At 63.4% G+C, this 24,984-nt stretch carries 19 protein-coding genes; 4 read left to right on the top strand and 15 right to left on the bottom strand.

Annotated elements, in window-relative coordinates; all coding sequences use genetic code 11:
- Positions 1-214 precede the first annotated feature (214 nt).
- Entirely contained in the window at positions 215-2,470 is a 2,256-nt protein-coding gene (gene malQ, locus AC50X5_RS07560) for a 4-alpha-glucanotransferase (RefSeq protein WP_494975488.1), read from the top strand.
- A gap of 91 nt (positions 2,471-2,561) precedes the next feature.
- On the opposite strand, the gene AC50X5_RS07555 is transcribed toward malQ, so the two are convergent.
- The 12 genes from AC50X5_RS07555 to AC50X5_RS07500 form a co-directional block, all read right to left on the bottom strand.
- Positions 2,562-5,615, bottom strand: coding sequence for an alpha-amylase family glycosyl hydrolase (locus tag AC50X5_RS07555; RefSeq protein WP_494976063.1), 3,054 nt, complete (start codon positions 5,613-5,615; stop codon positions 2,562-2,564).
- Positions 5,616-5,796: 181 nt separating this feature from the next.
- On the bottom strand, positions 5,797-6,849 hold the full coding sequence (locus AC50X5_RS07550) for a lactonase family protein (protein ID WP_494975487.1): 1,053 nt from the start codon (positions 6,847-6,849) through the stop codon (positions 5,797-5,799).
- Between the two features lie 108 nt (positions 6,850-6,957).
- Entirely contained in the window at positions 6,958-8,388 is a 1,431-nt protein-coding gene (locus tag AC50X5_RS07545) for a glycosyltransferase family 39 protein (RefSeq protein ID WP_494975486.1), read from the bottom strand.
- Between the two features lie 172 nt (positions 8,389-8,560).
- Positions 8,561-9,223, bottom strand: coding sequence for a DUF2510 domain-containing protein (locus AC50X5_RS07540; protein ID WP_494975485.1), 663 nt, complete (start codon positions 9,221-9,223; stop codon positions 8,561-8,563).
- 72 nt (positions 9,224-9,295) lie between these two features.
- On the bottom strand, positions 9,296-9,922 hold the full coding sequence (locus AC50X5_RS07535) for a hypothetical protein (RefSeq protein WP_494975484.1): 627 nt from the start codon (positions 9,920-9,922) through the stop codon (positions 9,296-9,298).
- Between the two features lie 110 nt (positions 9,923-10,032).
- Positions 10,033-10,299: a GlsB/YeaQ/YmgE family stress response membrane protein gene (locus tag AC50X5_RS07530; RefSeq protein ID WP_493983691.1), complete on the bottom strand. Its 267-nt coding sequence runs from the start codon at positions 10,297-10,299 to the stop codon at positions 10,033-10,035.
- A 178-nt stretch (positions 10,300-10,477) separates the two neighbouring features.
- Positions 10,478-11,308, bottom strand: coding sequence for an aldo/keto reductase (locus tag AC50X5_RS07525; protein ID WP_494975483.1), 831 nt, complete (start codon positions 11,306-11,308; stop codon positions 10,478-10,480).
- Positions 11,309-11,337: 29 nt separating this feature from the next.
- A complete protein-coding gene (locus AC50X5_RS07520) occupies positions 11,338-13,905 on the bottom strand; it encodes a rhamnogalacturonan lyase (protein ID WP_494975482.1) in 2,568 nt (855 codons plus the stop codon).
- A gap of 129 nt (positions 13,906-14,034) precedes the next feature.
- The gene (locus AC50X5_RS07515) at positions 14,035-15,129 is read right to left on the bottom strand and encodes an alpha/beta hydrolase (protein ID WP_494975481.1); all 1,095 of its coding nucleotides are present in this window, start codon (positions 15,127-15,129) and stop codon (positions 14,035-14,037) included.
- Positions 15,130-15,213: 84 nt separating this feature from the next.
- Complete coding sequence (locus AC50X5_RS07510; RefSeq protein ID WP_494975480.1) at positions 15,214-16,245, bottom strand: NAD-dependent epimerase/dehydratase family protein; 1,032 nt, start codon at positions 16,243-16,245, stop codon at positions 15,214-15,216.
- A complete protein-coding gene (locus AC50X5_RS07505; RefSeq protein WP_494975479.1) occupies positions 16,239-17,210 on the bottom strand; it encodes an aldo/keto reductase in 972 nt (323 codons plus the stop codon). Before AC50X5_RS07505 ends, AC50X5_RS07510 begins: the two co-directional genes overlap by 7 nt.
- Before the next feature lie 74 nt (positions 17,211-17,284).
- A complete protein-coding gene (locus AC50X5_RS07500; RefSeq protein ID WP_494975478.1) occupies positions 17,285-18,106 on the bottom strand; it encodes an aldo/keto reductase in 822 nt (273 codons plus the stop codon).
- Positions 18,107-18,348: 242 nt separating this feature from the next.
- On the opposite strand from AC50X5_RS07500, the gene AC50X5_RS07495 reads away from it, so the two are divergent.
- From AC50X5_RS07495 to AC50X5_RS07485, 3 genes are all read left to right on the top strand, one after another.
- Positions 18,349-19,281, top strand: a complete 933-nt coding sequence (locus tag AC50X5_RS07495; protein WP_494975477.1) for a helix-turn-helix domain-containing protein — start codon at positions 18,349-18,351, stop codon at positions 19,279-19,281.
- Positions 19,278-20,741, top strand: a complete 1,464-nt coding sequence (locus AC50X5_RS07490; RefSeq protein WP_494975476.1) for a protein adenylyltransferase SelO — start codon at positions 19,278-19,280, stop codon at positions 20,739-20,741. Before AC50X5_RS07495 ends, AC50X5_RS07490 begins: the two co-directional genes overlap by 4 nt.
- A gap of 146 nt (positions 20,742-20,887) precedes the next feature.
- Positions 20,888-21,106 carry a hypothetical protein gene (locus tag AC50X5_RS07485; RefSeq protein ID WP_494975475.1) on the top strand — a complete coding sequence of 73 codons (219 nt, stop codon included), beginning with the start codon at positions 20,888-20,890 and terminating at the stop codon, positions 21,104-21,106.
- A 70-nt stretch (positions 21,107-21,176) separates the two neighbouring features.
- On the opposite strand, the gene AC50X5_RS07480 is transcribed toward AC50X5_RS07485, so the two are convergent.
- From AC50X5_RS07480 to AC50X5_RS07470, 3 genes are all read right to left on the bottom strand, one after another.
- Positions 21,177-21,386 (bottom strand): dodecin, encoded by a 210-nt coding sequence (locus AC50X5_RS07480; protein WP_463936507.1) that lies wholly within the window; start codon positions 21,384-21,386, stop codon positions 21,177-21,179.
- A gap of 79 nt (positions 21,387-21,465) precedes the next feature.
- On the bottom strand, positions 21,466-22,995 hold the full coding sequence (locus tag AC50X5_RS07475; protein ID WP_494976062.1) for a pectate lyase family protein: 1,530 nt from the start codon (positions 22,993-22,995) through the stop codon (positions 21,466-21,468).
- The gene (locus AC50X5_RS07470) at positions 22,967-24,976 is read right to left on the bottom strand and encodes a pectinesterase family protein (RefSeq protein ID WP_494975474.1); all 2,010 of its coding nucleotides are present in this window, start codon (positions 24,974-24,976) and stop codon (positions 22,967-22,969) included. The genes AC50X5_RS07475 and AC50X5_RS07470 overlap by 29 nt, the downstream gene beginning before the upstream one ends.
- Between the last annotated feature and the right edge of the window lie 8 nt (positions 24,977-24,984).

Here is a 24,984-nt window from a genome sequence, read left to right as displayed (position 1 = left end):
TCATAAGTCTTAACGGTGGAGAGGGTCACAGGATTCCCACTGGGTTTGCGCCGTCGGACGGTGTTCATTGCGGTACGCCTGCGCAGTCGTACCGCAGCGTTGAGGAAATGCCTGTCTGCCCTGCAATAATCGGACCAAAGGTTTGCGCGGATGCTGATCAGCATGCGCCAGGCAGCAGCGTAAGTTCTGGCACATCAAGACGAGGCGGACGTCCATGAACACCCCGGACCAGCAGGAAACCCTTCCCACGGCAACGACGGCAGAACTTCCTGCACCGGATGAAGCGGAAGCCCCCGGCCCCGTGGAACCGGACGAGCCCAAGACGCCGCTCCAGCAGCTTGCCGCTGCCCACGGCGTGGGTACCTCCTTCCTCGGCTGGGGCGATGTGGTGCACAAAGTGGAGGACCAAACCCTGGTGAAGGTCCTGGCAGCCTTGGGCGTCCAGGCAGATACTGAGGAACTCATCGAAAAGGCCCTCCGCGACGCCGAACTGGCGCCCTGGCGACGGATGGTGCCGCCCACCGTCGTCGTGACCGAGGGCGAATCCGCCACGGTTCCGGTCCACGTCCCGCATGGCAGGCCCGCCCGCCTCACGATCGAGCGTGAGGACGGGGAAGTGTACGACGCCGAACAGCAGGACGTGTGGGTGCTGCCAGCCGACGTCGATGGCCAGCTCGTGGGACGCGCGACGTTCGAAGTACCCGCGGATCTGCCTCTTGGCTATCACACGCTGCGCGCCTCCTCGGATGACCTCACGGCCAGCGGGGCGTTGATCGTTGTTCCGACCCGCCTTCAGACCGCCCAGCCGCTGCGTGAACGCCGCGGCTGGGGGCTCGCGGCGCAGCTGTACTCGGTGAGGTCCAAGCGATCCTGGGGAATCGGCGATTTCGCGGACCTGGCCGATCTGGCGGCGATCAGCGGCAGCCGTGGCGCGGATTATGTCCTGGTCAATCCGCTGCACGCCGCGGAGCCGGTTCCGCCGCTCCAGCCCTCTCCTTACTCGCCGTCCTCGCGGCGTTTCTTCAACCCGCTGTACATCCGGGTTGAAGCCATTCCTGAGTTTGCCTACCTCAAACCGAAGAAGCGCGCCGTGGTGGACCAGCTTCTCAAGCAGGTGAAAAAACTCAACGCAGATGCCGACAGGCTGGACCGTAACAAGGCTTTCGAGGCAAAACTGGAGGCCTTGGAACTGGTCTTCAGGGTTAAGCGTTCGGCTGCGCGGCAGGAAGCCCTGGACAAGTTCTGCGCCGAAACCGGCAAGGGACTGGACGATTTTGCCCTCTGGTCCTCGATCCGGGAGAAGACCGGACCCGGCGAGGACTTTTGGCAGGATGCGGAGTCCGCTGTTGGCACCAAGCGGGCGGAGGCCAAGCGGGCAAAGCTGGCAGGCCGCATCGACTTTCACCGCTGGCTGCAGTGGATTTGTGATGAGCAGCTGGAAGACGCCCAGCGTGCAGCCAGGCGTTCCGGGATGCGGCTGGGAGTTGTTCACGATCTGGCCGTGGGAGTGGATCACAGCAGTGCCGATGCCTGGACGCTGCGGGGTGTTCTCACCCCCGGGGCCAGTGTTGGCGCCCCGCCGGACATGTTTAACCAGCAAGGCCAGGACTGGGGCCAACCGCCATGGCACCCGGAACGGCTCGCAGAAGCCGGCTACCGGCCATTCCGCGACATGCTGGGAACAGTGCTGCGCCATGCCGGCGGCATCCGGGTGGACCACATCCTGGGACTGTTCCGCCTTTGGTGGATTCCAGCCGGCAGCAGCCCCGCAGACGGTGCCTACGTCCGGTACGACCACCACGCGCTGATTGGTGTGCTGGCGTTGGAGGCCCACCGCGCCGGGGCGGTGGTGATCGGCGAGGATCTTGGCCTCTTCGAACCCTGGGTGCAGGATTATCTTGCCAGCCGCGGCATTCTGGGCACCTCGATCCTCTGGTTCGAATACGACGGCGAATCTCCTCTCCCGCCGGAAAAGTACCGGGTGCAGGCACTTGCCAGCGTCAACACCCACGACCTTCCGCCTACCGCCGGCTATCTTGCCGGGGAACATGTATCTCTGCGCAGCAGGCTGGGGCTCCTGAAGCGGTCCGAGGCGGACGAGAGAACTGACCATGACGCCACCCTGGCGAAGATGATGGACCTGCTCAAAGAGCGGGGCCTGTTGCCGGCCCAGCTGGAAGGTAAAGGTTCCATCAGCGACCTGGGCGGCACCGAGGAGCGCACCATCGAGGCCCTGCACCTTTTGCTCGCCCAGACGCCGTCGGTACTGCTGGGTGTTGCACTGGTGGATGCAGTAGGGGAGCGGCGGGTCCAAAACCAGCCGGGCACCACGGAGGCGCTTTACCCGAACTGGCAGGTGCCGCTGGCCGATGCAGACGGAAAAGCGGTCTCACTGGATAAGCTGCCAGGCAACGCCCGCTTCAACCGCTTGCTGGCCGCCGTCGAAAAGTCCCTCCGGACACCCACCTGACCCGCCCCCAACTAAGTAGCACTTGTTACCGGTTAGAGGCTTCTAAAGGGCAACTACTGCTACTTAGTTGGGACGGGACCAGGGCTCGCGGTCAGTGGGCCGTGATCAGGTGCGTGAAGTGGTCATACCGGAAGGTGACCGGCCCGCCGTCGTGGACCAACTGGACGTTGCCGCCGTTGGCCACGCCGCCGGCACCGTAGTTCTCCCTCCAGGAATCGTTCAGCGCGGCCTTGAACTCGTATGAGCCCGCCGGCAGATCCACCGTCTTTTTCCACACAAGATAGGTGGGATCAAGCGAAAGGTGGGCCGCCGCGCAGTCCGGCAGCCAGTCCGCGTCGCAACCCATTTCCGAGTTCAGGCTGCCTGCGACAGTCACGGACTGCGGCTGCTGGGATGCATAGACCACGTCGAGAACGTGCGTGCTGTGGTCGTAGCGGAACGTGACGGGCCCGCCGGGATGGTCCAGCACAATATTGTCCCCGTCGAACTCGCCGCCGGCGCCGTAGTTCTCTTCCCAGTCGCCGTTCAGCGCAGCCTTGTACCGGTATTGGCCTGCGGGCAGGTCAACCGTGAGCCGCCAGATCTTGTCTGCGGGATCCAGCACCATCATGGCCTGCGGGCAGGACGGATCCCATTCCGGACAGCCCATCAGGACGTTCAGATCGCCGGCGACAGTGACCGAGTCGGGCTGCGGCGCCTCGCCCACCACTACCGTGCGTGGTTCGCTCACCACACTGAATCCGGTACCGCTCATCAGGGCCCGGTACTGTACCTGCGTGCCGTCATCCAGTGCCAGGGGTGTGAGGTCATCGGTCACCGAATACACCGGAGACGAATCGTCGGAGCCAATGGCCGTCCATTCGCCGCCGTCCACACTGCGCTCGAAGGACACCACATGGCTGGCCTTTTCCGGATCAGCCGTGGCACTGACGGTGACGGAGCCTTCTACGCTGCTGCCCTCCGCCGGAGTCTGCATCGTCAGGACCGGTGCCGGAACTGCTCCCGTGCGCGGCTGGCTGACGGACGTATGGCCGCCGTTGTCCAGCACCGTTGCGCGGTACTCAACGGCAGTGCCGGCGTCGAGCGCGGCGACGTCATGGAACACCTGGTAGGGCGCGGTGTCGTCGGTACCGATCGGTTCCCACGCGCCTCCCGCCGTCCTGGCCTCAAAGGTGACCTCGTAGAACGAAGTACCGGCGACGTCGGCAGTCACTTTCAGGCGGCCGTTGTCGCCGGCTGCCGGGGCAGGATCCTGGAGTACGACGGCGGGCGCCTGCTTGGAGTGCGGAAGACGGCCAGAGGACTTGTACACCACAGCCGAAAGCGGCGGGACCGTGACGGCAAGGGTGCCGGCGGCCGACGTTTTTACTTCTGCAGCGGCAGCCCCGGAATCGCCATAGACCAAGGTGTAGTTGCGCTTTGCGACATACGTCGGCACCTGGGCGGTCTGCGGCTCCTCACTGTTGTTCAGGGCCACCACGTACTCGCGCTGGTCCTTCGCGTCGGTGCGGGAGAAGGCATAGATGCCGGCGCCGTCCGACGCATAGCGGTGCTGGTGGGCGCCGTCGCGAAGGGCCGGGTGTTCCTTTGTGAGGGCCGAAAGCGCGCTGATCTTGGCGTACAGCGGGTGGTCCTGGCGGAAGTTGTCTGTGGCATGTGTGGCGTCGGTACCCAGCAGGTCGTCGTCAAGGTACTCCGGAACCTGGCTGGCGAACAGTGTCTGGCGCGCATCCTGGTCCCCGCCGGGACCCGTGAAGCCCTGCTCGTCGCCGTAGTAGATCACCGGATTGCCGCGGGAGAAGTACATCAGTTCGTGCGCCAGTTGGTCACGTGCCAGCTGCTCGGCGTCCGTGGCTCCGGGATTGTCTGCCGCGATGAAGCTGCCAATGCGGCCCATGTCGTGGTTGCCCAGGAAAGTGGGCAGCTGGTAGACGTTGGAATCGGCGTCCGTGTACCAGTCGTCGCCGGCGAAAAACGTTTCCAGCGACCGGGTGTCCTGGCTCCTGGAGGCGAAGTTGCGGGCTGCTTCCTGGAAGGGGAAGTCCAGCACAGCCTGCATCTTGCTGCGGGTGGTGAACTGCGAGGTGAAGCTCTTGGTGGTGTCAAAAACCTCGCCGAACATAAAGAACTCGTCCTTGCCCTGTTCGTGGGCGTAGCTGAGGACCTCCGGGCCGAAGTCCTGCCAGAACTCATTGTTGACGTGCTTCATGGTGTCGATCCGGAAGCCGTCAACGCCGAAGTCGCCGATCCATGTCTTGTAGATGTCCTTCATGCCCTCCACCACGGTGGGGTGCTCGGTGAAAAGATCGTCCAGGCCGAAGAAATCACCGTAGTAGGCGTCTTCGCCCGCAAAGGTGGTGTCACCGCGGTTGTGATAGAGCGTGGGATCGTTCAGCCAGGCCGGCACCTTAAGGTCTTCTTCGGCCGGGTCCAGCACAGGCGTATAGGGGAAGGACGTAGCCGGATCCAGCGCCGGGAAGTCGGGCGAGCCGGCAAAGTCGCGGTCATCGAACTCAACGCCGTCCGCCGTCTTGTAGGGCACCTCGTCCTTGGACACGTAGGCCTTGCGGGCGCCTTCCTCATAGCCAATCACGTCGGCTGTGTGGTTGGTGATGATGTCGAAGTACACCTTCATGCCGCGCGCATGGGCCTCGTCGATCAGGGCCTTCAGTTCGTCGTTGGTACCCAGGTGGGGATCGATCTGGGTGAAGTCGGTGATCCAGTACCCGTGGTAGCCCGCCGAATTGTCCTCCGGCTGAACCGCCTTGTTTTTGAAGCTTGGGGTCAGCCAAATGGACGTGGTGCCCAAGCCCTGGATGTAGTCGATTTTGTCCAGCAGTCCTGCCAGGTCACCGCCGTTGTAGAAGCCCTTCCGGGTCGGGTCGAAGCCGGAGACCATGGGGTCGGTACCGAGTCCGCCGTCGTCATTGGCTGCGTCGCCGTTGCTGAAGCGGTCCGCCATGACGAAGTAGAAGTTTTCGTCCGTCACCGGTGCGCGAAGCGAATGGAGGGCCGACGCCGATCCCGGACCTTTGGGGCCGGGCGCTGCTTGGACGGGAAGTACTGCTGTGGACACGGCCACGGCGGCGGTCAGTAGGACGGCCGCGGCGGCTCGGGCCGCCGTGCGGGGTTCGTGAGGAATCAGGGATCGGTACGGGGGCTTTATTCGGGTGCGTAATGACACTGCTATGAGGCCTTCCTGGTAGCGGCATTGCTTCAGGGAATGGGACAGCAGCCAGCAGCGCGCGGGAGGCGTGCGTGACTGAAATCACAAGTGTAAGCGCTTGCACCTGAATGCGCCATCACCCGTCGGGCACCAGGAGGAGCTAGTCCGCCGCCACCACCAGGGCAGTGGGGGAAGGTACCGCCAGCAACTGCACCCGGGGCCCTGGCAGGCCGGTCTGCGGGTCCAGGGCAAAGGTGGCAATTTCGTCGGATCGTTCGTGCGCCACGTAGAGCCAATGGCCCCGGACGAGGTGGTGGCGTGGCCAATCGCCGCCGCTGGCATAGTGCCGCTTAGGAGTTGCCTGGGTGCCGTCGGCGCTGACGGTCAGGACGCCGACAATGTTCGATCCCCGGATACCGACGTAAGCGTAGGTCCCGTCCGTGTCCAGGCAAATCTCGGCGGCTGAATCACCCGGCAGGGTTCCGCCGGCGGTAGCCGGTCCCCGGCTGACCAAACGGAACGTCCCGCCGTCGTCCGCTTGCACTACCAGTACTTCCAGCGAATATTCCGTGACCACAAGAACGCTGCCGGTGTGGTGCTGCACCATGTGCCGGGGTCCGGAGGCGGCGGGCAACACCACCTCATGGTCCGGTACAAGGCCCCGGCCGGGAACGTAGGTCCAGATGCGGAGCTTATCGTGGCCCAGGTCTGTTGTCATGACGCGCCCGTCTGCCAGCACCAGGCTGGCGTGGGCGCGGCTCTGGCGGTGCCCCGCAGCACTGGCGCCCGGGTACGGATCAACCGAAGGCACGGTTTGGAACCGTGCGCCCAGACCGCCGTCGTGGTCCAATTCGTAGAGCAGGACCTGGCCGTCGCCGTAGCAGGCAGCCACGGTAAAACGGCCTCGAGGGTCAACTGCCACATGGCAGCAGCCCTCACCCGCGTCCTGGGCGGGGCCAAACGGCTCCAGTTCGAACCCGCCGGTGCGGCGATAGGCCTGGACCTTGCGGCGCTGCTCAGCTACCGCGTACAAGACCGGAAGCGTGGGGTGCACGGCAAGGAACGACGGCGAATCCGCCGCCACGGCCGTACCCAGCCACTCAAGCCGGCCATCGCTGTGCGCGGCCAAGGCGCCGATTCCTTCGGCCCTGCCTCCGCCGTCGGGGGTGTAGGTACCGGTCCAGATAATGGTGCGTGATGCGGCAGGATTCATAGCCCTATCCTGCCAACTTATGGCGCCTTACGGGTGGGTTTTTGCTCCATGGCCTCAGTTTCCAGCCCGACCCGGGACGAGCTGGGTGGGACCGGGTTGCGTGGTGGCTTAGCGGCAGTCGAAGGCAATCAGGGTAACCCGTTGATACGCGCGGGTTTCTGTCATCGAGCATCCGGCTGCTGTAAAGGCTGACAGGTCATTCGATGCCCCTTTGCCGTCGCCCACAAACCAGACCTGTCCCCGTCCCGAAAGCCGCTCGGGGGCGACCGCCATGTTCTCCCCCCACAATGTCCCTGACTCGCCCGGGCTTTCCTTGAGGGAGAGGTCCTGGAAGCTGCGGAAGTCTTCAGGGTAGGCAAGGGCCATGTCGCGAAGATGCGGATGCAGGTAGACAATTGCGGCTGGTTGTTCGGATTGGGCACTGAGCAGCGCTGCGAGTTGCCGTTCAGTGTCAGGGGGCTCATTGACCAGGCTCTTGAGGGTGAGTTGGGGAACCAGGCTCGAGCAGGCAACTGCCGCGATGATGAGGTTTCGCAGCAACGTGCGGGTGGCTGGCAGTTGGCTGATTCCGACGCCCACAAGCAAGGCGAACGCCGGAGCCGTAAAAGTGAGGTAGCGGGCAACGTACACGGGCTGGGCGATAACACTTACTACCAGCAGGCCCATGGCCGGGACGGCAACGCTGACAAGACCCAGGACCACCAAAGGGCGCAGGTGCGGTATGCGTACCGCAGCGCGTACGCCCCATACCAGGAGGCCAATTTCCAGGACTCCCAGCAGTACAACAAAGCCGAGGATCCACTGCGGAGGAAGGTTCTCCGTGGGCCTGTCATCACCATAAAAAAACTGCTTGACGCCGGCAGTTGCCAGGTTCTGGACCAGCGAACGGTCTTGGATCCAGTCCACTTGAGCCTTTTGCCCGAGCGCGTACAGCAGGAAGGGCAGGACCAGGGCGCCTGCTCCGGCGCAGGTGATGAGGGTGGCAACGGGCCTGCGCTTCAAGATCAGGCCCGCGATGGCGTGCGACACAACGGCCAAGGCGAAAAACATGAACATCCATACGCCCAGGACCGCACACAGCCCGTACAGCAGCCAGTCAGAGACGCGGCCGGACTTCCACGCACGAATGAGCAGAAGAGTCAGGGTCACGGCGAACAAGGCGGTGAAGGCGGACTGCCGCGCCTCTGTTCCGGCCCACGCCATCCGAGGAAGCAACGCCAAGACAAGCCCTGCCGCCAGGCCGATCTGCTCAGAGCCCAGCTTCCGGCCGATGATGACTGTTCCGGCGCAGGCCAGAGCCACCGCCACGGCCGAAGGCAACCGCATTGCCAGCTCAGAAAAGCCAAAAACCGACGTCCAGGCGTGCATCAGGAAGTAATAGAACCCATGGACTGCATCCACCGACTGCAGAAGCATCAGCAACTCGTGCGGTGACCGTCCGGCTGCGGAAATAGTGGCTACTTCGTCATCCCAAAATGAGGGCACCCATGAACCGATGAAAGCGGCACAGAACGCCAACAAGCCAATCGTCCCCGGCATTGCCCATGGCCTGCCCTGCCCAAATGACAGCTGCGCTGTGCCGGGTTCGACTAGATGTCGCGGCGTAGCTGGTGGTATGGCCGAAGAAGGGGCAGCAGGCATTCCTTCATGCTATTCGAGAAAACAGAGTCTTCTTCATCGCTTACGAAGGGCTGCCGGCATGAGCTGCCCGTCAGTAGGTGGAAAGAGTATCGATCATGGAGGACGTAAGGGCCGTGACCTTAACTGTGCTGACCACGATGCTGAGCACCACCACGCCAATCAGGACCCAAACAGGAACCAGGCCGCGTTCTGGCGCTACCTTGCGCACAATCACGCTCCGTCCGATCACATAGACGGCAGTGCTCAGGAAGCTCCACGCCCAGTGAAACGGCCGGACCACGCCGTCGCGCCTAAGCCGTTCGCTGTCGAAATAGGCCAGCACCACGGTGGCCCCATAGAGCGGGAGGCCTGAGCCGACCAGTAACAGGTAAGCGGGCGTGAAGACTGCACCGATATCCATGGCCGGGCTGTAGTCACCCCGGGGATCAACGTACAGGGCGCTGAAGTCGGGGTTCCAGGCCAGCAGCAGCGCCACCGTGACGAGGGGCAGCAAGGTTATGATCCAGATCATCGGGTTGTAAACCGGCGTCTGGTCGCTAATTTTGGGCCGCTCGGGCAGGTATCCGGCGGAGTAATTGGCCGGGTACCCGGCGGCGTAACCGGGAGCAACGTGGGGACTTGGTTGGCTGACGTGCTCGGTCCACGCCGTACCGTTCCACCAGCGCTGCTGCGCGGATCCCGCCGGGTCGTTGTACCAACCCGGCGGTACGCCCTGGTTCCCCGCTTCGCTCACGTGTAATCCCTTACCGTTCCTTGTAGCTGTCCCGGCTAGAGACTACCGTGGCGAAGCGGGACGCCGCGGATCTTACTGTTCGTTCCGCTCCGTGTTAGTGGCAGCACCGGAGGGCGTTGCGCCGCCTTCGTCTGTCCAGTCCTGGCCACTGGCGGCGTTAAGGGCCGGATCCGAATCAACGTCTGCGGTCCGGGCATGCGAACCCGCGGCGTCGACAGCCCGGTCGTGCTCTTCGGCTACCTCCACGATCCCATCGGCAGTCTCATAGACGCTGGAATCCGCCGCGCCGGCGTCGGGGCTGATATGCGTGTCCAGGTTTGGGGTGCCGGCATGCGTGCTGTGGCCGGGAACCGCAGCTTCGGCGCCGGAAGGGCCTGAGGAGTCTGCCGAGGTACCGCTTCCAAAGGCACCCCCACCAGAAGTGCCCTGGTCTGCAGTCTTGGTGTCCCCTGATTCGCGATGTACTGACTGGCCGATTACCGTGCCTGCGCGGCGGGCAGCCTCGCCCAGCTGGTCGGCTACCTCGGGTGCCTTCTCCTTGAGGGTCTCCGTGGCGGCTGCGACCTTCTGCTGGACGGGTTCGCTCTCCCAGATTCCGGTGGCCTTGGCCTTGATTTTTTCGTACGCGGCCCGTCCGGACCGCGCTCCGAGGACATAGCCGGCGGCAAGGCCGATGCCCAAGAGAAGCTTTGATTTCATGATGAACTCCTGCTCAGTTGATGGAGACCACGGGGTGGGGATGGTGTGCAAACGTGAAAAGGAAAGCCGGCCCCAGGAGTACCTGGGGCCGGCTTCCGGCCGAAGCTGTGTTAGCTGCGGACGCTCCGCTTGGTGACCAGCCCGTAGACCAGCAGCACGATGATGGCGCCACCAATCGCCAGGAGCCACGTCTGCAGGGAGAAGAATTCCTGCAGCGGTGCGTTGAACAGCACGCTTCCGAGCCAACCGCCAAGGAATGCGCCGACGACGCCGAGCAGCAGGGTCATGAAGATACCGCCGCCCTGCTTGCCCGGCAGGATTGCCTTAGCGATCGCACCAGCGATAAGCCCAAGGATCAGAAATGCAAAAAAACCCATTTTGTCTTCCTCTTCCTTCATAAAGGAGGCACCGGATTGCCGGATACGCTTGATTCCTTCTGCCTCAATACTAAACATGCTTACTATATTTTCGCCAGTCGCCGAGGTGCTATCAGTGCGGTTGACGCGGCTTTCATGCGGGGCTTAAGGCCTTTTTCCAGCAGTCTTGGCGCCGTCCTCAGTGCCCCCGGACGTCCGAATCGACCCCGGCTCGGGGGCCCTCATCCAGGACTGCGAGTTCCGCCAGGTCCAGCCGGTCCAACACGAAGTCGAAAACATCCAGATTCTCCCGCATTCGCTGGGGATTAGCCGTCTTCGGGATGGCTACCAGGCCGTTCTGGAGATGCCAGCGGAGCACAATCTGGGCCGGGGTTTTGGAGTACTTCTCGGCCAGCACGGATAAGATCGGCGCGGACAGCAGATCCGTGCCGGCTCCCAGCGGACTCCAGGACTCCGTAACAATTCCGTGAGCGGCGTTATATGCCCGCTCTTCGGCGCGGGTAATGGCGGGGCTTAGCTGGATTTGATTGACAGCCGGCACCACATCGGTCTCAGCAATCAACCTCTCCAGATGCGAAGGCTTGAAGTTGGAGACGCCGATTGTCCGCGCCTTTCCCTCAACCTGAAGCCGCTCAAACGTCTTCCAGGTGGACACGAACTCGTCCCGGCCGGGCAGCGGCCAGTGGATCAGCAGCAGGTCCACATAGTCCAGTCCCAACCTCTGCAACGAACCTTCCAGGCCCTCAACGGCGCGGTCCTGACCCTGGTAGGTGCCGTCCAGCTTGGTGGTGATGAACAGCTCGGAACGGTCGACGCCGGCACGTCGGATGCCGTCGCCCACCCCCAATTCGTTCCCGTACTTCACTGCTGTATCGATATGCCGGTAGCCGGCGTCCACCGCCTGGACGACAGCTGCCGCCGCCTGTGCATCGTCCAACGGCCAAGTGCCGAGTCCCAGTTGCGGAATCTGATGCCCGTCATTGAGCGTGATCAGCGGTGCAAGTGTCATCTGAACAGTGTCTCCCTCTTCCGGTTGGCCTAGCCCTGGAAAGCCCGAAGAATTTTTCCGGCATGGTATTCCAGGAGGGTCCTGGCTGAACCACTCACCTGGTCGGGTCGCTTCTGCTGGCCGAGGAAGCCAACAAAACGCTGCACTGCCTGGCCCGCCTTGGTGCTGTCGCCGTCGTCAACTGCTTTGACGGCCTGCCGAAGGCTGGCAGTGAGCTGGGCAGTTGCCGGACCGGACACCTCGCCCGACTCCACCAGGCCTTCGAGGACCTGCTGCAGGGCCCTTACGCTGCCGGGCGTCCATGCGGCCCGCAACGGGACGTTACTGAAGTCCATGTCGGAGGCGAAATAGAAGTCCGTGTAAGCCGGCTGGTTGTAGGAGGTGTTCTGCCTGGCCACTTCAGCGCGGTACTGCGGATCATGCATGAGCGTGTAGAGCTTGTGGGTGGTGACCTCGGTGCTCAGGTACATGCGCAACGCGGAGCTGTCCGTGGTGCGGACCAGCAGCTCTTCGCGCCAGTCGCCCGCGACGTCCGCCACGAGGCTGGGGTTGCCCTTGGTGTCGTTGTTGGTGCGGGTGTCCGTAGCGGTCAGCAGGCGGCCGCGCTTCCAGTCATCGATCGTCGGCGTCTGGTCCCGGGAGCCGTTCACCAGTTGGGTGGTCATGTCCGCGGCCCACTTGATGCTCATGTTGGTGCCGGGAATGCTGTCGGAAATTTTCTGCCCGGCCGCGGACTGCATGCCGATGGCCCAGTTTTCGATGCCGCGGACGTTGGGATCGACGTCGCCGATCATGCCGCGGCCGGTGTCCTTGCCGGAGTACTCGCCAAACAGCACTTCACCGGTAGCGGCATCCCGCATGGCGTAGCCGTAGGGTGCCCACACGCCGCCTTCATGCACGGAGAAGATTTCCTTGCCCGGCCGGTCCGGATTGATGTCCGTCACGTGCATGGCGTCGCCGTGGCCCAGCCGTGCTTCCTGGCCGGGAGCAGCGCTCTGGGCAGGCATGGTGTCGAACGAGCTGTACAGGAGGGAGCCGTCATCGTCGATGGTGGCTGAGCCGTAGACGACTTCCTGTTTGCCGTCGCCGTCAACGTCGGCTGCGCTCAGGGAATGGAAGCCCTGGGTGGTCAACTTGCCGAACACCGGATCCGTGCCGTCAACGCCGTGAGGTGAAGCGTTGAAAGGATTGGCCATGGGGGTCCACCCGGAATCGACGTCCCATACCGGGTTAAGGTTGGTGCCGTCCCAGGTGTAGCTGGCCAGGGTAGTGCGGGTGTAGTAGCCGCGGGCAAACACGGCTGCGGGCGTTTTGCCGTCCAGGTACGCCACCCCTGCCAGGAAGCGGTCCACGCGGTTGCCCGGTTCAATCCGGGCCATGGCGTAGTCGCCCCACATCAGGCCGTCGTCGTGCCGGCCGGGCTCGTAGGCTACAGTCTTCAGCTCCTTGCCCGTGGCTCCCTCGAAGACGCTCAGGTACTCCGGGCCGTCCAGCACAAAGCCTTCGAATGCGCGCAGGTTGTTCCGTGCGCTTCGGCCGGGCGCGTACTCGTCAATGAAGTAGTCCGCCAGTGATTCAGCGTCGGTGCGTGACAGCGGGTACTGGTACTGAGGTGCCTTGCCGAACGCCTCTTCGAGGGTTGCGGGCCAGTTACCGGACGCTACCTCGGGGTGCTCGGTCCAGCCCATGAACATCTCCACCACGTGCTGATAGTAATCCGCGGCGCTCATCCGGTAGTCGTCCGAGTTGGAGTACCCGGCGTCAATGTCCTCCTGCAACAACGAGATGAAGGACTCGCCTGCCACGCTGCCGTCAGCGTTGTAGGAGGTGGTTTTGGTTCCCGGCGCCGTCTTGAACATCAGCTCTGCGCGGCCGTCGCCGTCGAAGTCATTGACCAGCAGCTGAGTGTAGTGCGCCCCGGAGCGGATGTTCACGCCCAAGTCAATTCGGTGCAGCAGGGTGCCATCCGCCTTGTACGTGTCTACGAAGGTGGGCCCGGTGTAGCCCACCTGGGAGACGTCCTTCGAGTTGGTGGGGTCCCACTTGACGACAAATTCGTATTGCCCGTCACCGTCCACGTCGCCCACGCTGGCGTCGTTGGCCCGGTAGGTGTAAGCCTCCCCAACGGGAGTAACTCCGTCGGCCGGCTTGGTCAGCGGGATGTCCCGGAAGTTTCCGGCCCAGGGGGTTGCAATGTCACTTTTGTCCAGTTCAACGCCTCCGACGACGGCACGCACGTCATAGGCCGATGTTCCCGTGCCGTCTATATCAAGGAAGTTGGTGCTGTCCGTGACTGTGGCGATCTTCTGCCCGTCACGGTAGACGTTGAAGTCGGTGCCGGTGAGCCCCGTTGCGCTGGATCCGGTGGCCTCGTGGCCCAGGAGACGCCAGCTCAGGAAGACGCCTTCGCTGGTTCCGGCGGCCACCAGGCCGCGGTCCAGGTGATCCAGTTGGACGCCTGCGGCGGCGGGTTTTGCAGAGTCACGGGAGGAAGGCCCGACGGCGGAGGCCGGGGTGCTCAGGCAGCCAAGGGTCAGTGCCATGCCGGCAGCCGCGGCAACCGAAAGACGGCGCACGGATTTCCTGTTCGGATTCATCAGTGAATCCTTTCAATTCGGGAATGGGAAAACGCTTCCCCAGTAACTTAGTGGCCGTCGGGGGCCGAAAACAAGCCTTGCACTGGGCTTGTTCGTGGGGTATTTAGGGCGCTGCGGACCCCGCATCAGTCAGGGGGAGGTGTGCTGGGCGAGGAAATCGAAGGTTTTGTCCCTTGCCTCCTGGGCTTCGGGGAAGTCCAAATGGAACTGGTATTCGTGGGGGAGATCCGTTGAGTGGTGCGCTGCCCAGAACAATTGCGTCACCGGCACGCCCTCGGACTTGAGCTTGTTGCTGTAGGGGATGGACTGCAGCCAGGTGAGCCCGTCCGCGTTCCCGCCACTGATGAAGGTGGGCGGAAGGTCTCCGCTGGCGAACTCAATGGTGGACATTGTGGCGCCGGCGTAGGTTTCTGACCAGTCCTTCGTCCCGGTGTATCCCCACAGGGCAACCTTGAAGCCCCAGGCCGCCAATCCATCCAGCTCGGCCATTGCCCTCAGGTCATAGACCCCGCAGTGCAGGATGGTGGCGGCAAGGTCCTCCTTCGCCAGGGCAGGCTGGATACCGAGCAGCTGCGCATAGTCCGGGTTCACAGTCAGTGTGGCCATTTGGCTGGCCAGCTGCGCTCCGGCCGAATCCCCTGCCAGGACGATTTGGCTGGCGTCCACGTTCAATTCCGCCGCGTGCTCCTTGATGTACGCAAGGGCGTCATTGATGTCTTCAACGGCGTTGGGGTAGGTGGTCTCGGGGGCTATCGGATAGCTGAGGCCGATGGTGGTGTAGCCCTTGGCCGCGAGGATCTGCAGGTAGGGCGCCACGTCCCGCTTGTCCCCGGAGATCCACGCACCACCATGGATCCACACCACGGTGGGAAGCGGGCCCTTCGCGTCGGCAGGAGTGTAATGGTCCATCAACCCGTCGGCGTTGTAGGCGATATCCGTTTGCTGGCGCAATGGGGTATCGGGAACATAGGGAAGCATCTCGGCCACCGTGGACTTTGCGCCCTGCTCAAAGACACTCCGGATCAGCAAGGCGGACGGCCACGGCGTCAAGGACAGCACCAGGGCCACGGCCAGGACCGTGACGGCGATGGCTGCCCACCACCGCCGTCGACGTCGATGCTTCCGCGGCGATGTGCTTCCGCCGTCCCCGGGCGCGGCGGGCTGCTGCGCCCTGCGTTCCCGTTCAGCGGAAGTTTCGGTGTCGGTCTGCTCGAGCGCGCCCATTCATGCTCTTTCCCCCAAAAGGACCATCCCGGATTGGATGCTCCTCAGCCAGAATAGGGCACCAATCCCGCCCGGAGACGGAAGTCAACCGGTTTGGCTCGCTAAACTGATCAGCCGGTCGCTCAGGTCCATGTATTCCCGGTCCACTACTTTCAGCTCCGGGTGCGAGTCGTACCACGCCACGATTTCCCGGGCGCCATCGGCAAACGGAATCGTGGCTGAGTAGGAGGGGACCAGAGACTTGATCTTGGTGTTGTCGAATACTACCGAGTGGGACCTGTCGCCGAGCAGGTTGGCGCCCAGCACAGGACTGTGTGCGGCGATGGTTTCTGACGCTACATGGACCAGTTTCGGTGCCGGAACACCTGCCGCTCGGCCGAAGAGCCGGTAAATCTGGTTCCACGGCAGGTACTCGTCAGAGGTGATGGTGTAGCTCTCGCCCACGGCCTGGGGCCTGCCCAGCAACCCCACGAAGGCCTTCGCGAAGTCCCGGCTGTGAGTCAGCGTCCAGAGCGAAGTGCCGTCGCCATGCACCAGGACGGGCAGGCCCTCGCGCATCCGGTGAATATCCGTCCAGCCGCCCACCATCGCAATCTTCGTGTGGTCGTACGTGTGCGACGGCCGGACCACCGTAAGCGGAAAATCATCGGAGCGGTACGCCTCGAACAGGAGGTCCTCGCAGGCGATTTTGTCCCGCGAGTACTGCCAGAACGGGTTCTTCAGGGGAGTGGACTCGAGGATGGGCAGCCGGGTGGGCGGCTTCTGGTACGCGGATGCCGAACTGATAAAGACGTACTGCCCTGTACGGCCACGGAACAACTCCATACTTGCCCGCGCGTGGTCCGGAGTGAAGGCAATAAAGTCCGCAACGGCGTCGAACTCCCGTCCTTTCAGCACCTCCTGCACGGCTGTTGCATCGCGGACGTCCGCGTGCAGCACTTCGGCGCCGTCCGGAACCGGCCTGCCGGTGGACTGCCCGCGGTTGAGGATGGTGAGCCGGTGGCCCAGCGCGACGGCACGTTCTGCCGCCGCCGCGCTGATCACCCCGGTACCGCCGATGAAGAGGATGTTCCTCGGCGCCACCGTGTCCGCGTCAGGTGCCAGCGGATTCACCACGCGTAGTCCTCGGGAGCGGTGCGGTGCCCCGGGAAGATGTCATCGAGGCGCTTGAGCGCATCGGCGTCCAGGGTGACATCCAGGGCCCGGATGGCGGCGTCGAGCTGTTCCTGTGTGCGTGGCCCTACGATCGGCGCGGTCACCGCCGGCTGGTGCAGCAGCCAGGCCAGGGCAACGTCGCCGGGCTCGTGGCCCAGATCATCAGCCAGGTGCTCATACTGCTGGATCTGCTCCCGGTGCGCCTTCAGTGTTTCCAGGGCACGGCCCTCGGTGCGCCGGACCCCTTCGCTTTCCTTCTTCAGAACGCCGCCCAGGAGGCCGCCCTGCAGCGGGGACCACGGAATCAGGCCCAGCCCGTACTGCTGGGCAGCCGGAATGACCTCGAGTTCCACCTGGCGCATGAACAGGTTGTAGATGGATTGCTCGCTGACCAGCCCGGTGTAGTTCCGGCGCTGCGCGGCTTCCTGCGCCTGGGCGATGTGCCAGCCGGCGAAGTTGCTGCTGCCGGAGTAGAGGATCTTGCCTTGTTGGACTGCCACTTCGATGGCCTGCCAGATCTCGTCCCATGGGGTGTTCCGGTCGATGTGGTGGAACTGGTAGACGTCAATGTAGTCCGTTTGCAGGCGCTTAAGGCTGGCGTCCAGCGCGCGCCGGATGTTCAGGGCGGAGAGCTTGGATTCATTGGGCCGGTCCGTCATGGTGCCGTAAAGCTTGGTAGCCAGAACTGTGTGTTCGCGGCGTTCATTGCCTTTGGCGAACCAGCGGCCGATGATCTCTTCCGTCCAGCCACGGTGGTCCGCACCACCATAGACGTTGGCGGTGTCGAAGAAGTTGATGCCTGCTTCCTGGGCGGAATCCATAATGCTGTGGGCATCGGCTTCCTCAGTCTGCGGGCCGAAGTTCATGGTGCCCAGGCAAAGCCGGGAAACCTGGAGGCCGGAGCGGCCCAAGTGGGTGTACTGCATTGGTAGATCCTTTCGGTGGTCGAGCCCGTCTTTCGGGTCGAGCCTGTCCTTTCAGTGGGCGAGCCTGTCGAGACCTACATTTGGGTGAAGGCGGCGACGGCCGGGTCCGAACCGAGGCGTGCACCGGACTCCCGTGCCGTGATGGCCGCAAGTTCGTCCTCAGACAGGGTGAGGGACGAGGCTGCGAGGTTTTCCCTGATCCTTGCCGGATTGGCAGATTTTGGGATCACGATGTTGCCCGATGCCAGCTGCCATGCGAGGATCACCTGGGCCGTGCTGGCGTCATGTGCCTCTGCGATGGCAGTGACGGCGCTGCCGTTGAGGTCGCCGCCCTGGCCGAGCGGGCTGTAAGCTTCCACGGCGATGCCAAGCGAACGGCATTTAGCGGCCAGAGCGGCCTGCTGGTAGCTGGGGTGCAGTTCGATCTGATTAACTGCGGGCACCACCTCAGCGGATTCCAGCAGGGCATCAAGGTGGTCGGACAGGAAGTTGGAAACCCCGATGGCCCGGATCTGGTTGTTGGCATAGAGTCGTTCCATCTCCTTCCAGGCCTGGATGAACAGGCCCTGTGACGGGACCGGCCAGTGGATCAGGTAGAGATCCAGGTAATCCAGGCCAAGGGCCTTGCGGCTGTTCAGAAAAGCTTCCTGGGCCTGGCCCTGCTCGCCGTTGCGGAGCTTGGTGGTGACAAATATTTCCTCGCGGGAAATGCCGGTGGCCGCGATCGCTGCGCCTACTCCTGCCTCGTTGCGGTAGGCGGCCGCGGTATCGATGTGCCGGTACCCGGCTTCCAGGGCATCCTCGACGACGCGCTGCGTTTCTTCCGGCGGGACCTGGAAAACCCCGAGGCCGAGCTGGGGAATGGTGACGCCATTGTTCAGGGTCAGCTCTTTCATGGTGTGGCTCCTTGGTTGCAGGCAGTGCTGTGTGCAAAGTTCGCACAGTGCTGTTTGCGCTGTGTGCGGAGGCCAGCGTCACCTCAGAAAGCGGTTTCGCTGGGCTCTGTATTGAGCCTATGCACTTTTGCTGCGCGAGTCAGCCCCTGATCGTGTCCCTGTTTTTCCTAGGACTGGCAGTCCTACCCTCGTCGTAAAAAGTCTGTAGAACTTCCGGGGGACCAGCGTGCACAATGGTGGGCATGGGTCAGAGCGCCGAGTTTGGAAAATTTCTGAAAGCCATGCGGTCCCGGCTGAGTCCGGAAGACGCAGGGGGTGCGGGAAACTCTGGCGCTCGCAGGGTTCCGGGACTGCGCCGCGAGGAGGTGGCCCTGCTTGCGGGAGTGAGTACGGATTACTACGTCCGGCTGGAGCAAGGCAGGAACATCCGTCCCTCCAGGGCGGTACTGGATTCGGTGTCCAAAGCGCTCCGGCTGGACAGCAGCGAACACGCGCACATGATGGACCTGCTGGAAAACTGCTCGGCAGCCAGCCGGGCTCCCGCACCACCCCAAGGGGTCCGTCCCGCCCTCCGCCACCTGCTCGAAGCGGTAGGAGACGTCCCGGCTCTGGTGCTGGGCCGGCGCACCGATGTGTTGGCCGGAAACAGGCTGGCCTACCTGTTGTTCACGAACTTCCAGGAGCTTCCCGCGCAGGAGCGCAACCTGACGCGATGGCTCATTTTGGATCCCTTGGCGCGGGAGCTTTTCCGGGACTGGAAGATGGTCGCCGAAGAGGCGGCCGGAGCTCTTCGCGTGGACGTGGGCCGGCACCCCAATGATTCCCAGGCCAACCAGCTGGTGGGGGAACTCGCGGTCCACAGCGAGCATTTCCGCCAATGGTGGGCAGGGCACAGGGTCGCGGCACGGTCCGCCGGCAGCGTACGGCTCCACCATGCCGCCGTCGGCGATCTTGAACTGAACTTTGAAAACCTGGTCCTCCCGGACGATCCGGACCAGGTGCTGAGGGTGTATTCCGCGAAGCCCGGATCCCCATCGGCCGATGCACTGGCGCTGTTGGGCAGTCTGGGGGCGGGCGCGCATCAGGGGTCTCCCCGGGAATCGCCCTCGCAGATGGCCGGAGGTACCACATCTCCCCTCCACGCAGAAGGTGACGCCGGTATCATTGATAGATGAGTGACACCGCACTGTCCGCCGTCATGCTTGAGAGCCGGTTCGCCGATCAGCTGAAGGAACTGGCCATTTCCTGGCATGCGGAGGAGGTTCCCCGCCCCGAGTTGCTGGCGCTCAATGAACCCCTTGCCGCCGAGCTTGGCCTCGACCCGGCCTTCCTGCGCAGTCCTGAAGGAGTGCGCCTGCTGACCGGTAACGCTCTGCCCCCGGGCGCCGTCCCGGTGGCCCAGGCGTATGCCGGCCATCAGTTCGGCGGGTATTCGCCACGGCTCGGCGACGGCCGCGCCCTGCTGTTGGGCGAAATCCTCCACCAGGACGGACACCTGCGCGACCTGCACCTCAAAGGTTCCGGACGCACTCCCTTCGCTCGTGGAGGCGACGGCCGTGCTGTGGTGGGCCCCATGCTGCGCGAGTACCTGGTCAGCGAAGCGATGTACGCGCTCGGTGTTCCAACCACCCGGGCCCTCGCAGTGGTGGGAACAGGACGACCTGTGCAGCGCGAGACCGTCCTGCCCGGAGCCGTGCTGGCCAGGATCGCCGGAAGCCACGTAAGGGTTGGCACCTTCCAGTACGCCCGGGCAAGCGGCGACACCGACCTGATCCGCCGGCTCGCTGATTACGCCATCGAACGGCACTACCCGTCGGCCGCTTCGGCTGAAAACCCCTACTTGGCCTTGTTCCGGGACGTCATGGCAGCGCAGGCCTCACTGGTGGCCAAGTGGATGCTGGTGGGATTCGTCCACGGCGTCATGAACACAGACAACATGGCCATTTCAGGAGAAACCATCGACTACGGGCCATGCGCCTTCCTGGACGATTTCGATCCCGCGGCGGTCTACAGTTCGATCGACGAAATGGGGCGCTATGCCTACCGGAACCAGCCTGTAATAGCCGAATGGAACCTCGCCCGGCTGGCGGAGACGCTGCTTCCGCTGCTCCATGAGGACGAGCAAAAAGCAGTGGATATCGCTGTGGAGACCCTGGGCGGGTTCCGACGGCTGTACGGTGCGGCGTGGTCTTCAGGACTCAACGTCAAACTCGGCCTTCCCGCAGACATTGATGATGCCGTTGCCTCGCCCGTGGTGAACGACCTCCTGGCGTTGCTGCAGGAAAGCCCGGTGGATTACACGTCGTTCTTCCGGAACCTGGGAGAAGCCGCCCGGGGAAATGCCGAGCCCGCACGTCGCATGGTTTTGGATCTCGCTGCTTTTGACTCGTGGACGCAGCGCTGGCTTGCCCTGTCTCCCGACGCTGAGCTGATGGATCAGGTCAATCCGGTCTACATTCCGCGCAACCACCTGGTGGAAGAGGCCCTCGCTGCGGCCACCGAGGGCGATCTGGCACCCTTCAATCAGCTTCTGGCTGCGGTAACAGATCCCTTCAACGAACGTCCCGGCCTGGAAAGGTACGCCGAAGGAGCCCCGGGAGACTTCGGCAAGTACCGCACGTTCTGCGGCACCTGAGTTTTCCGGTTTCCTGTTGCTCTGCCTGGGCTGTGCAATTGTCCAGCGTGGCCGCACTATTCTGTCCAGCAGCCCATTGGGGCCCTGCTGGCCTTTTCCTAGGCTGGAGCTATCTCCGTTTTCTCCACCAAGGATGGTCTTCAACGATGAAACGCATCTCGCTGCTCAAGGAACGCCAGGCGTCCGCTGCCGGCCTGGGCCAGGTCACCGCCACCGGCTCGCACTGCCCGGCCTCGGGCCTCTGGAGCCCGGATGCGGATCCCACAACGGTGCTGTCCGTTTTCGAGGGCACCGTGTTTCCCGCGTTCGACGGCGTGCCCACGGTGTGGCAGCGGGTTTCCGCAGGCACTGCCTCACCCAACTAGGTAGCAGTAGTTGCCGTTTTCAGAACTCTAAACGGCGTCTACTGCTACCTGGTTGGCGAGTTGGAACGGATCAGCGTTCCAGGCGGAAACCCAGTTTGATGGTGACCTGCCAGTCGGCCACCTCGCCGTTCTCCAGGTGCCCACGGATCTCCTTGACCTCGAACCAGTCCAGGTTCCGGAGAGTCTTGGCGGCCTCGGCAATTCCGTTGCGGACTGCGTCGTCCACGCCGGTGTTGGAGGTGCCGACGATCTCGGAAATGCTGTAGGTGTTGTTAGTCATAATGCTCTCCTCAGTCTCGTGAATCTCCCACTTGGGCTGTCCCTGAAGACTAGTAGTAGTTCGGAGCGGGGGCCAGAGCTCAGCCGGAGGTGCCGTTGAGTACCACCACATTGCTGGTGCTGACATGACGGCCGGTTGTCCTGAGCACATGGCCGTTCTGAGGGGTGTCGGACGTGACGGTGAGGTCCCTGATGTTGGAACCGTCCGCCGCAACCAGCAGCGTAATTCCCTCGCTGTTGGTCAACACCACGTCCGCCGCCTGGCCGGTGGCTCCGGCCAAGGTGACGTTCCGGCGGTCTCCCCAGATCACCGCAGGCTCGTGATAGGTGCCGGGCTTGACCAGGACCGTGACCGGGCCGGGGTTGTTGGACGCAATGGCACCAACAGCCGCCCGGATGCTGGCGAAGTCCCCGGTACCGTCCAAGGCCACCGTAATGACGCTGCGGTCTGTGGGAGCTGTTCCTCCGAGAGGCCCGGCAAAGGCCCGGACAACTCCCGGCACGGCCTCTGCCGGCGTCAACTTGTACGGGTAGGGAGGAACGAAAGAGCTTCCCCGCTGCTCGCCGGTATTGCCGCTGCATTGCTCAAACACGTTGTGACGAACCACCAGCTCACCTCCCGGGCCCTGGTGGTGCAGCGGGTTCCGGACATCACGGAAGTGGTTTCCCTCTACCACCAACAGGGCGGCGTTGCGTCCCAGCATTCCGTAGCTGGAGATGTTCTCCAAGTAGTTGTTGTAGACGTGAGATGCAGCGGTGTTGTCCAGGCTGGCGTTGCGCTGGTGGGTATTCCTGACCCAGTTGTGATGCAGGGTCACCCGAGTGACAACGTTCTGGGTCCACCCCTCGCCCAAAGCCTTGTTGTGGTCAGCGAAAACGTTCCAGGACAGGGTGACGTTGTCGCAGTCCTTCCGGATGTCCACCAGGCCGTCGCCCAGCCGGGTGAGGTACATGTGATCCACCCAGACATGGGTGCAGGTATCCATCTGGATGCCGTCACGATCGTTATCAGGGCGCTTTCCGGCGAAGTCGCCCGGGATGTAGGAGTCCCGGATAGTGAAGTTCCGGAAGACGACGTTGGAGACGTTGATGAGCTTGAAGCCGGCGTTTACCACCGTGGCTCCTTCGCCTCTGCCCAGGAAGGACTTGTTGGCTGTAACCCGCAGTTTCTCGTACACGGGGAACGCCAGGACGCCGTCGATAATCACCACCAGGGGCTCGGGACTGGCGGCGAACTCCTTCAGCTGCTCCGGAGTAGAGGCGTGCACAATCCTTCCTCCGGCACCGCCGGTGGTGGTGTCCCGTCCGTGGCTGGAGATTCCGGCGTAACCTTCCGGAGCGTCAGCCCATACGGTGCCGTTCAGCGCCTTGTTGCGCGGCAAGCCGGCTTGGGCGTAGCCGTTAAGGTCAGGGGTCAGGCCCGTTGCAGCGACTCCAGTAGTGCCAGCCGGCTGGGCAGCGGCCGGGGCCGCTGAACCGAGCAGCCCGGAAGCCATCAGGCCTCCTGCTGCGAGGCTTGCTGTGAACAACGTACGCCGGGGGAGCCCGTGTGTCACCGATGCTTCGTTCTGGTCCGCCATCTCAACCACGTCCTTCGGGGGTCCAATCACCAAGGAAAGTCTCCTTGGTGAAGGCGGGTGCTTCGTCAGCGCTGAGCTGGGGGTGGAACTCATTGATGTGCGCACCGGGTCCGCTGTTGTTGAATTCCGCGAACCGGCCCTCGGACCAGTGGTGTCCGCTCATATCGGCCCAACCCTGGACCGCGATGTGGCTGCCCAGTGTTGAGTCCCTGATGACGGCCATGGGGTGGGCGTCAGGATCACTGCTGGCGAACCACGGCCGGCCCAGGCTGACGGTTCCGGGAGCCGCGTTGCTGGTCAGGTTGCTGTCCCTGATCAGGAAGCCGTAGGGGTTGGAGTTCTTGGTGCTGGGGGCAACAATGTAACCGTTATTGGTGGCGCTGCCGCGGTCCAGGGAGTGGATGGTGCAGCCGTCGAAGACGGCTGTGCCGCGGCCGTAGATGAAGTCCACGTCGCCCTCGACGTAGCAGTTTTTGAGGTAGGTCCGGGCTGTGGCATCCCGCCCGGTGGTGTCCGCCAGGTAGGTGTCCTGGTTGCCAAGGAAGCGGGTGCCGTCGAACGTGATCCGATCACCAACGCTGCGTACTGCCAGCGCCTGGCTGGAACCGAGCGCTGCTTCGTCGTAGGCGTTTTCCACTGTGAGGTTCCGGACGGTGGTGTCCGAGGCGAGGACGTTGATGGTGGCGCTGCCGCTGGTTCCCCAGGTTCCTCCAAAGAACTTGATGCCGTTGGCCGGGGTGTCGTAGGTGATGACGACGTCGGCCGGGTTGGCTGTTGCGCCCTGGATGGTCAGGTTGGGCCGGTCGGCCCAGATATTCACCGCTTCCCGGTAAACGCCGGGTTTCACAGTGATCGTGCGCGGGATGGTGCTGCCGCTGGGGATGGAACCGATGGCTGCCTGGAGGCTGCCGAAGTCGCCGCTGCCGTCCAATGCCACCGTGATCTCCGTGGCGTTGTTGGGGGCGTTGTTCTCCCGTGGCCCGGCGCCGGACGCAACGATCTCCGGAACCCGCGCGGCATCGTCCTTCTGGTAGCCGTAAAAAGCCGTGGGGTCGAAGGCTGCGCCGACGTTGTCCTTGCGTCCGCGCGTGCCGTTGAAGATGTTGCCGCTGTTCCGTACTTGCGTTCCCGGGTCCTTGGCCACAATCGGGTCCTGGACCGCGGTGAAGTTGTTTGCCTCAACCACTACCTTGGCGGCGCCGCGGCCCATCATTCCGTACTGGCCGATGTCCTGCAGGTAGTTGTTGTACACGTGGGCGGCTGCTGTGTTGTCGATGCTGAAGTTGCGCTGGGTGGTGTTGCGGATCCAGTTGTGGTGGATGGTCATTTTGGTCACGGCATTAGCGGTCCATCCCACGCCCAGGGCCTTGTTGTTGTCAGCGAACACGTTCCACGAGTAGGTGAGGTAGTCGGAGTCCTTGCGGGTATCGATCAGTCCGTCACCCATGCGCTGGATCTTCATGTGATCCACCCAGATGTGGTGGGACGTATCAATCTGGATCCCGTCCCTGTCATTGTCCGGGCGTTTTCCATCCCAGTCACCGGGGATATACGAGTCCCTTATGGTGAAGTTCCGGAAGATTACGTTGGAGACGTTGATGAGCTTGAAGCCGGCGTTGACCAGTTCGGCGCCGGCACCGGCACCGATGAAGCTCTTGTTAGCGGAGACTGGAATCTTCACATAGTGTTCGGCAGTGAGGGTGCCTTCGAGGAAAATCACCAGCGGCTCGTTAGCCGCTGCGTAGTCTTTCAGCTCCTGCAGGGTGGTGGCCGTAACTATGCGGCCTGACTGGCCCCCTGTGGTTCCGGCCAGCCCGTTGCCGGGAAGGGAGGCAAAACCATCGGGTTTCTGCTTCCACATGGCTTCAGGGGTGCCGGCGGCGCCGGAAGTCGCGGGCACCGCCGTCGGAAGCGTTAGTGCGCCGGAGGGCGCTGCCTGGGCGGGAACAGCGGTGAGGCTTCCCAGGATGACGACGGCGGTTGCCGCGCCGAGTAGACGTCGCAAACTCATGCAAAACT

It is taken from the genome of Pseudarthrobacter sp. MDT1-40-2 (genome assembly GCF_059383595.1).
The sequence above is the reverse complement of the archived record's forward strand: the minus strand, read 5'-3'. Positions and strand labels throughout refer to the sequence as shown.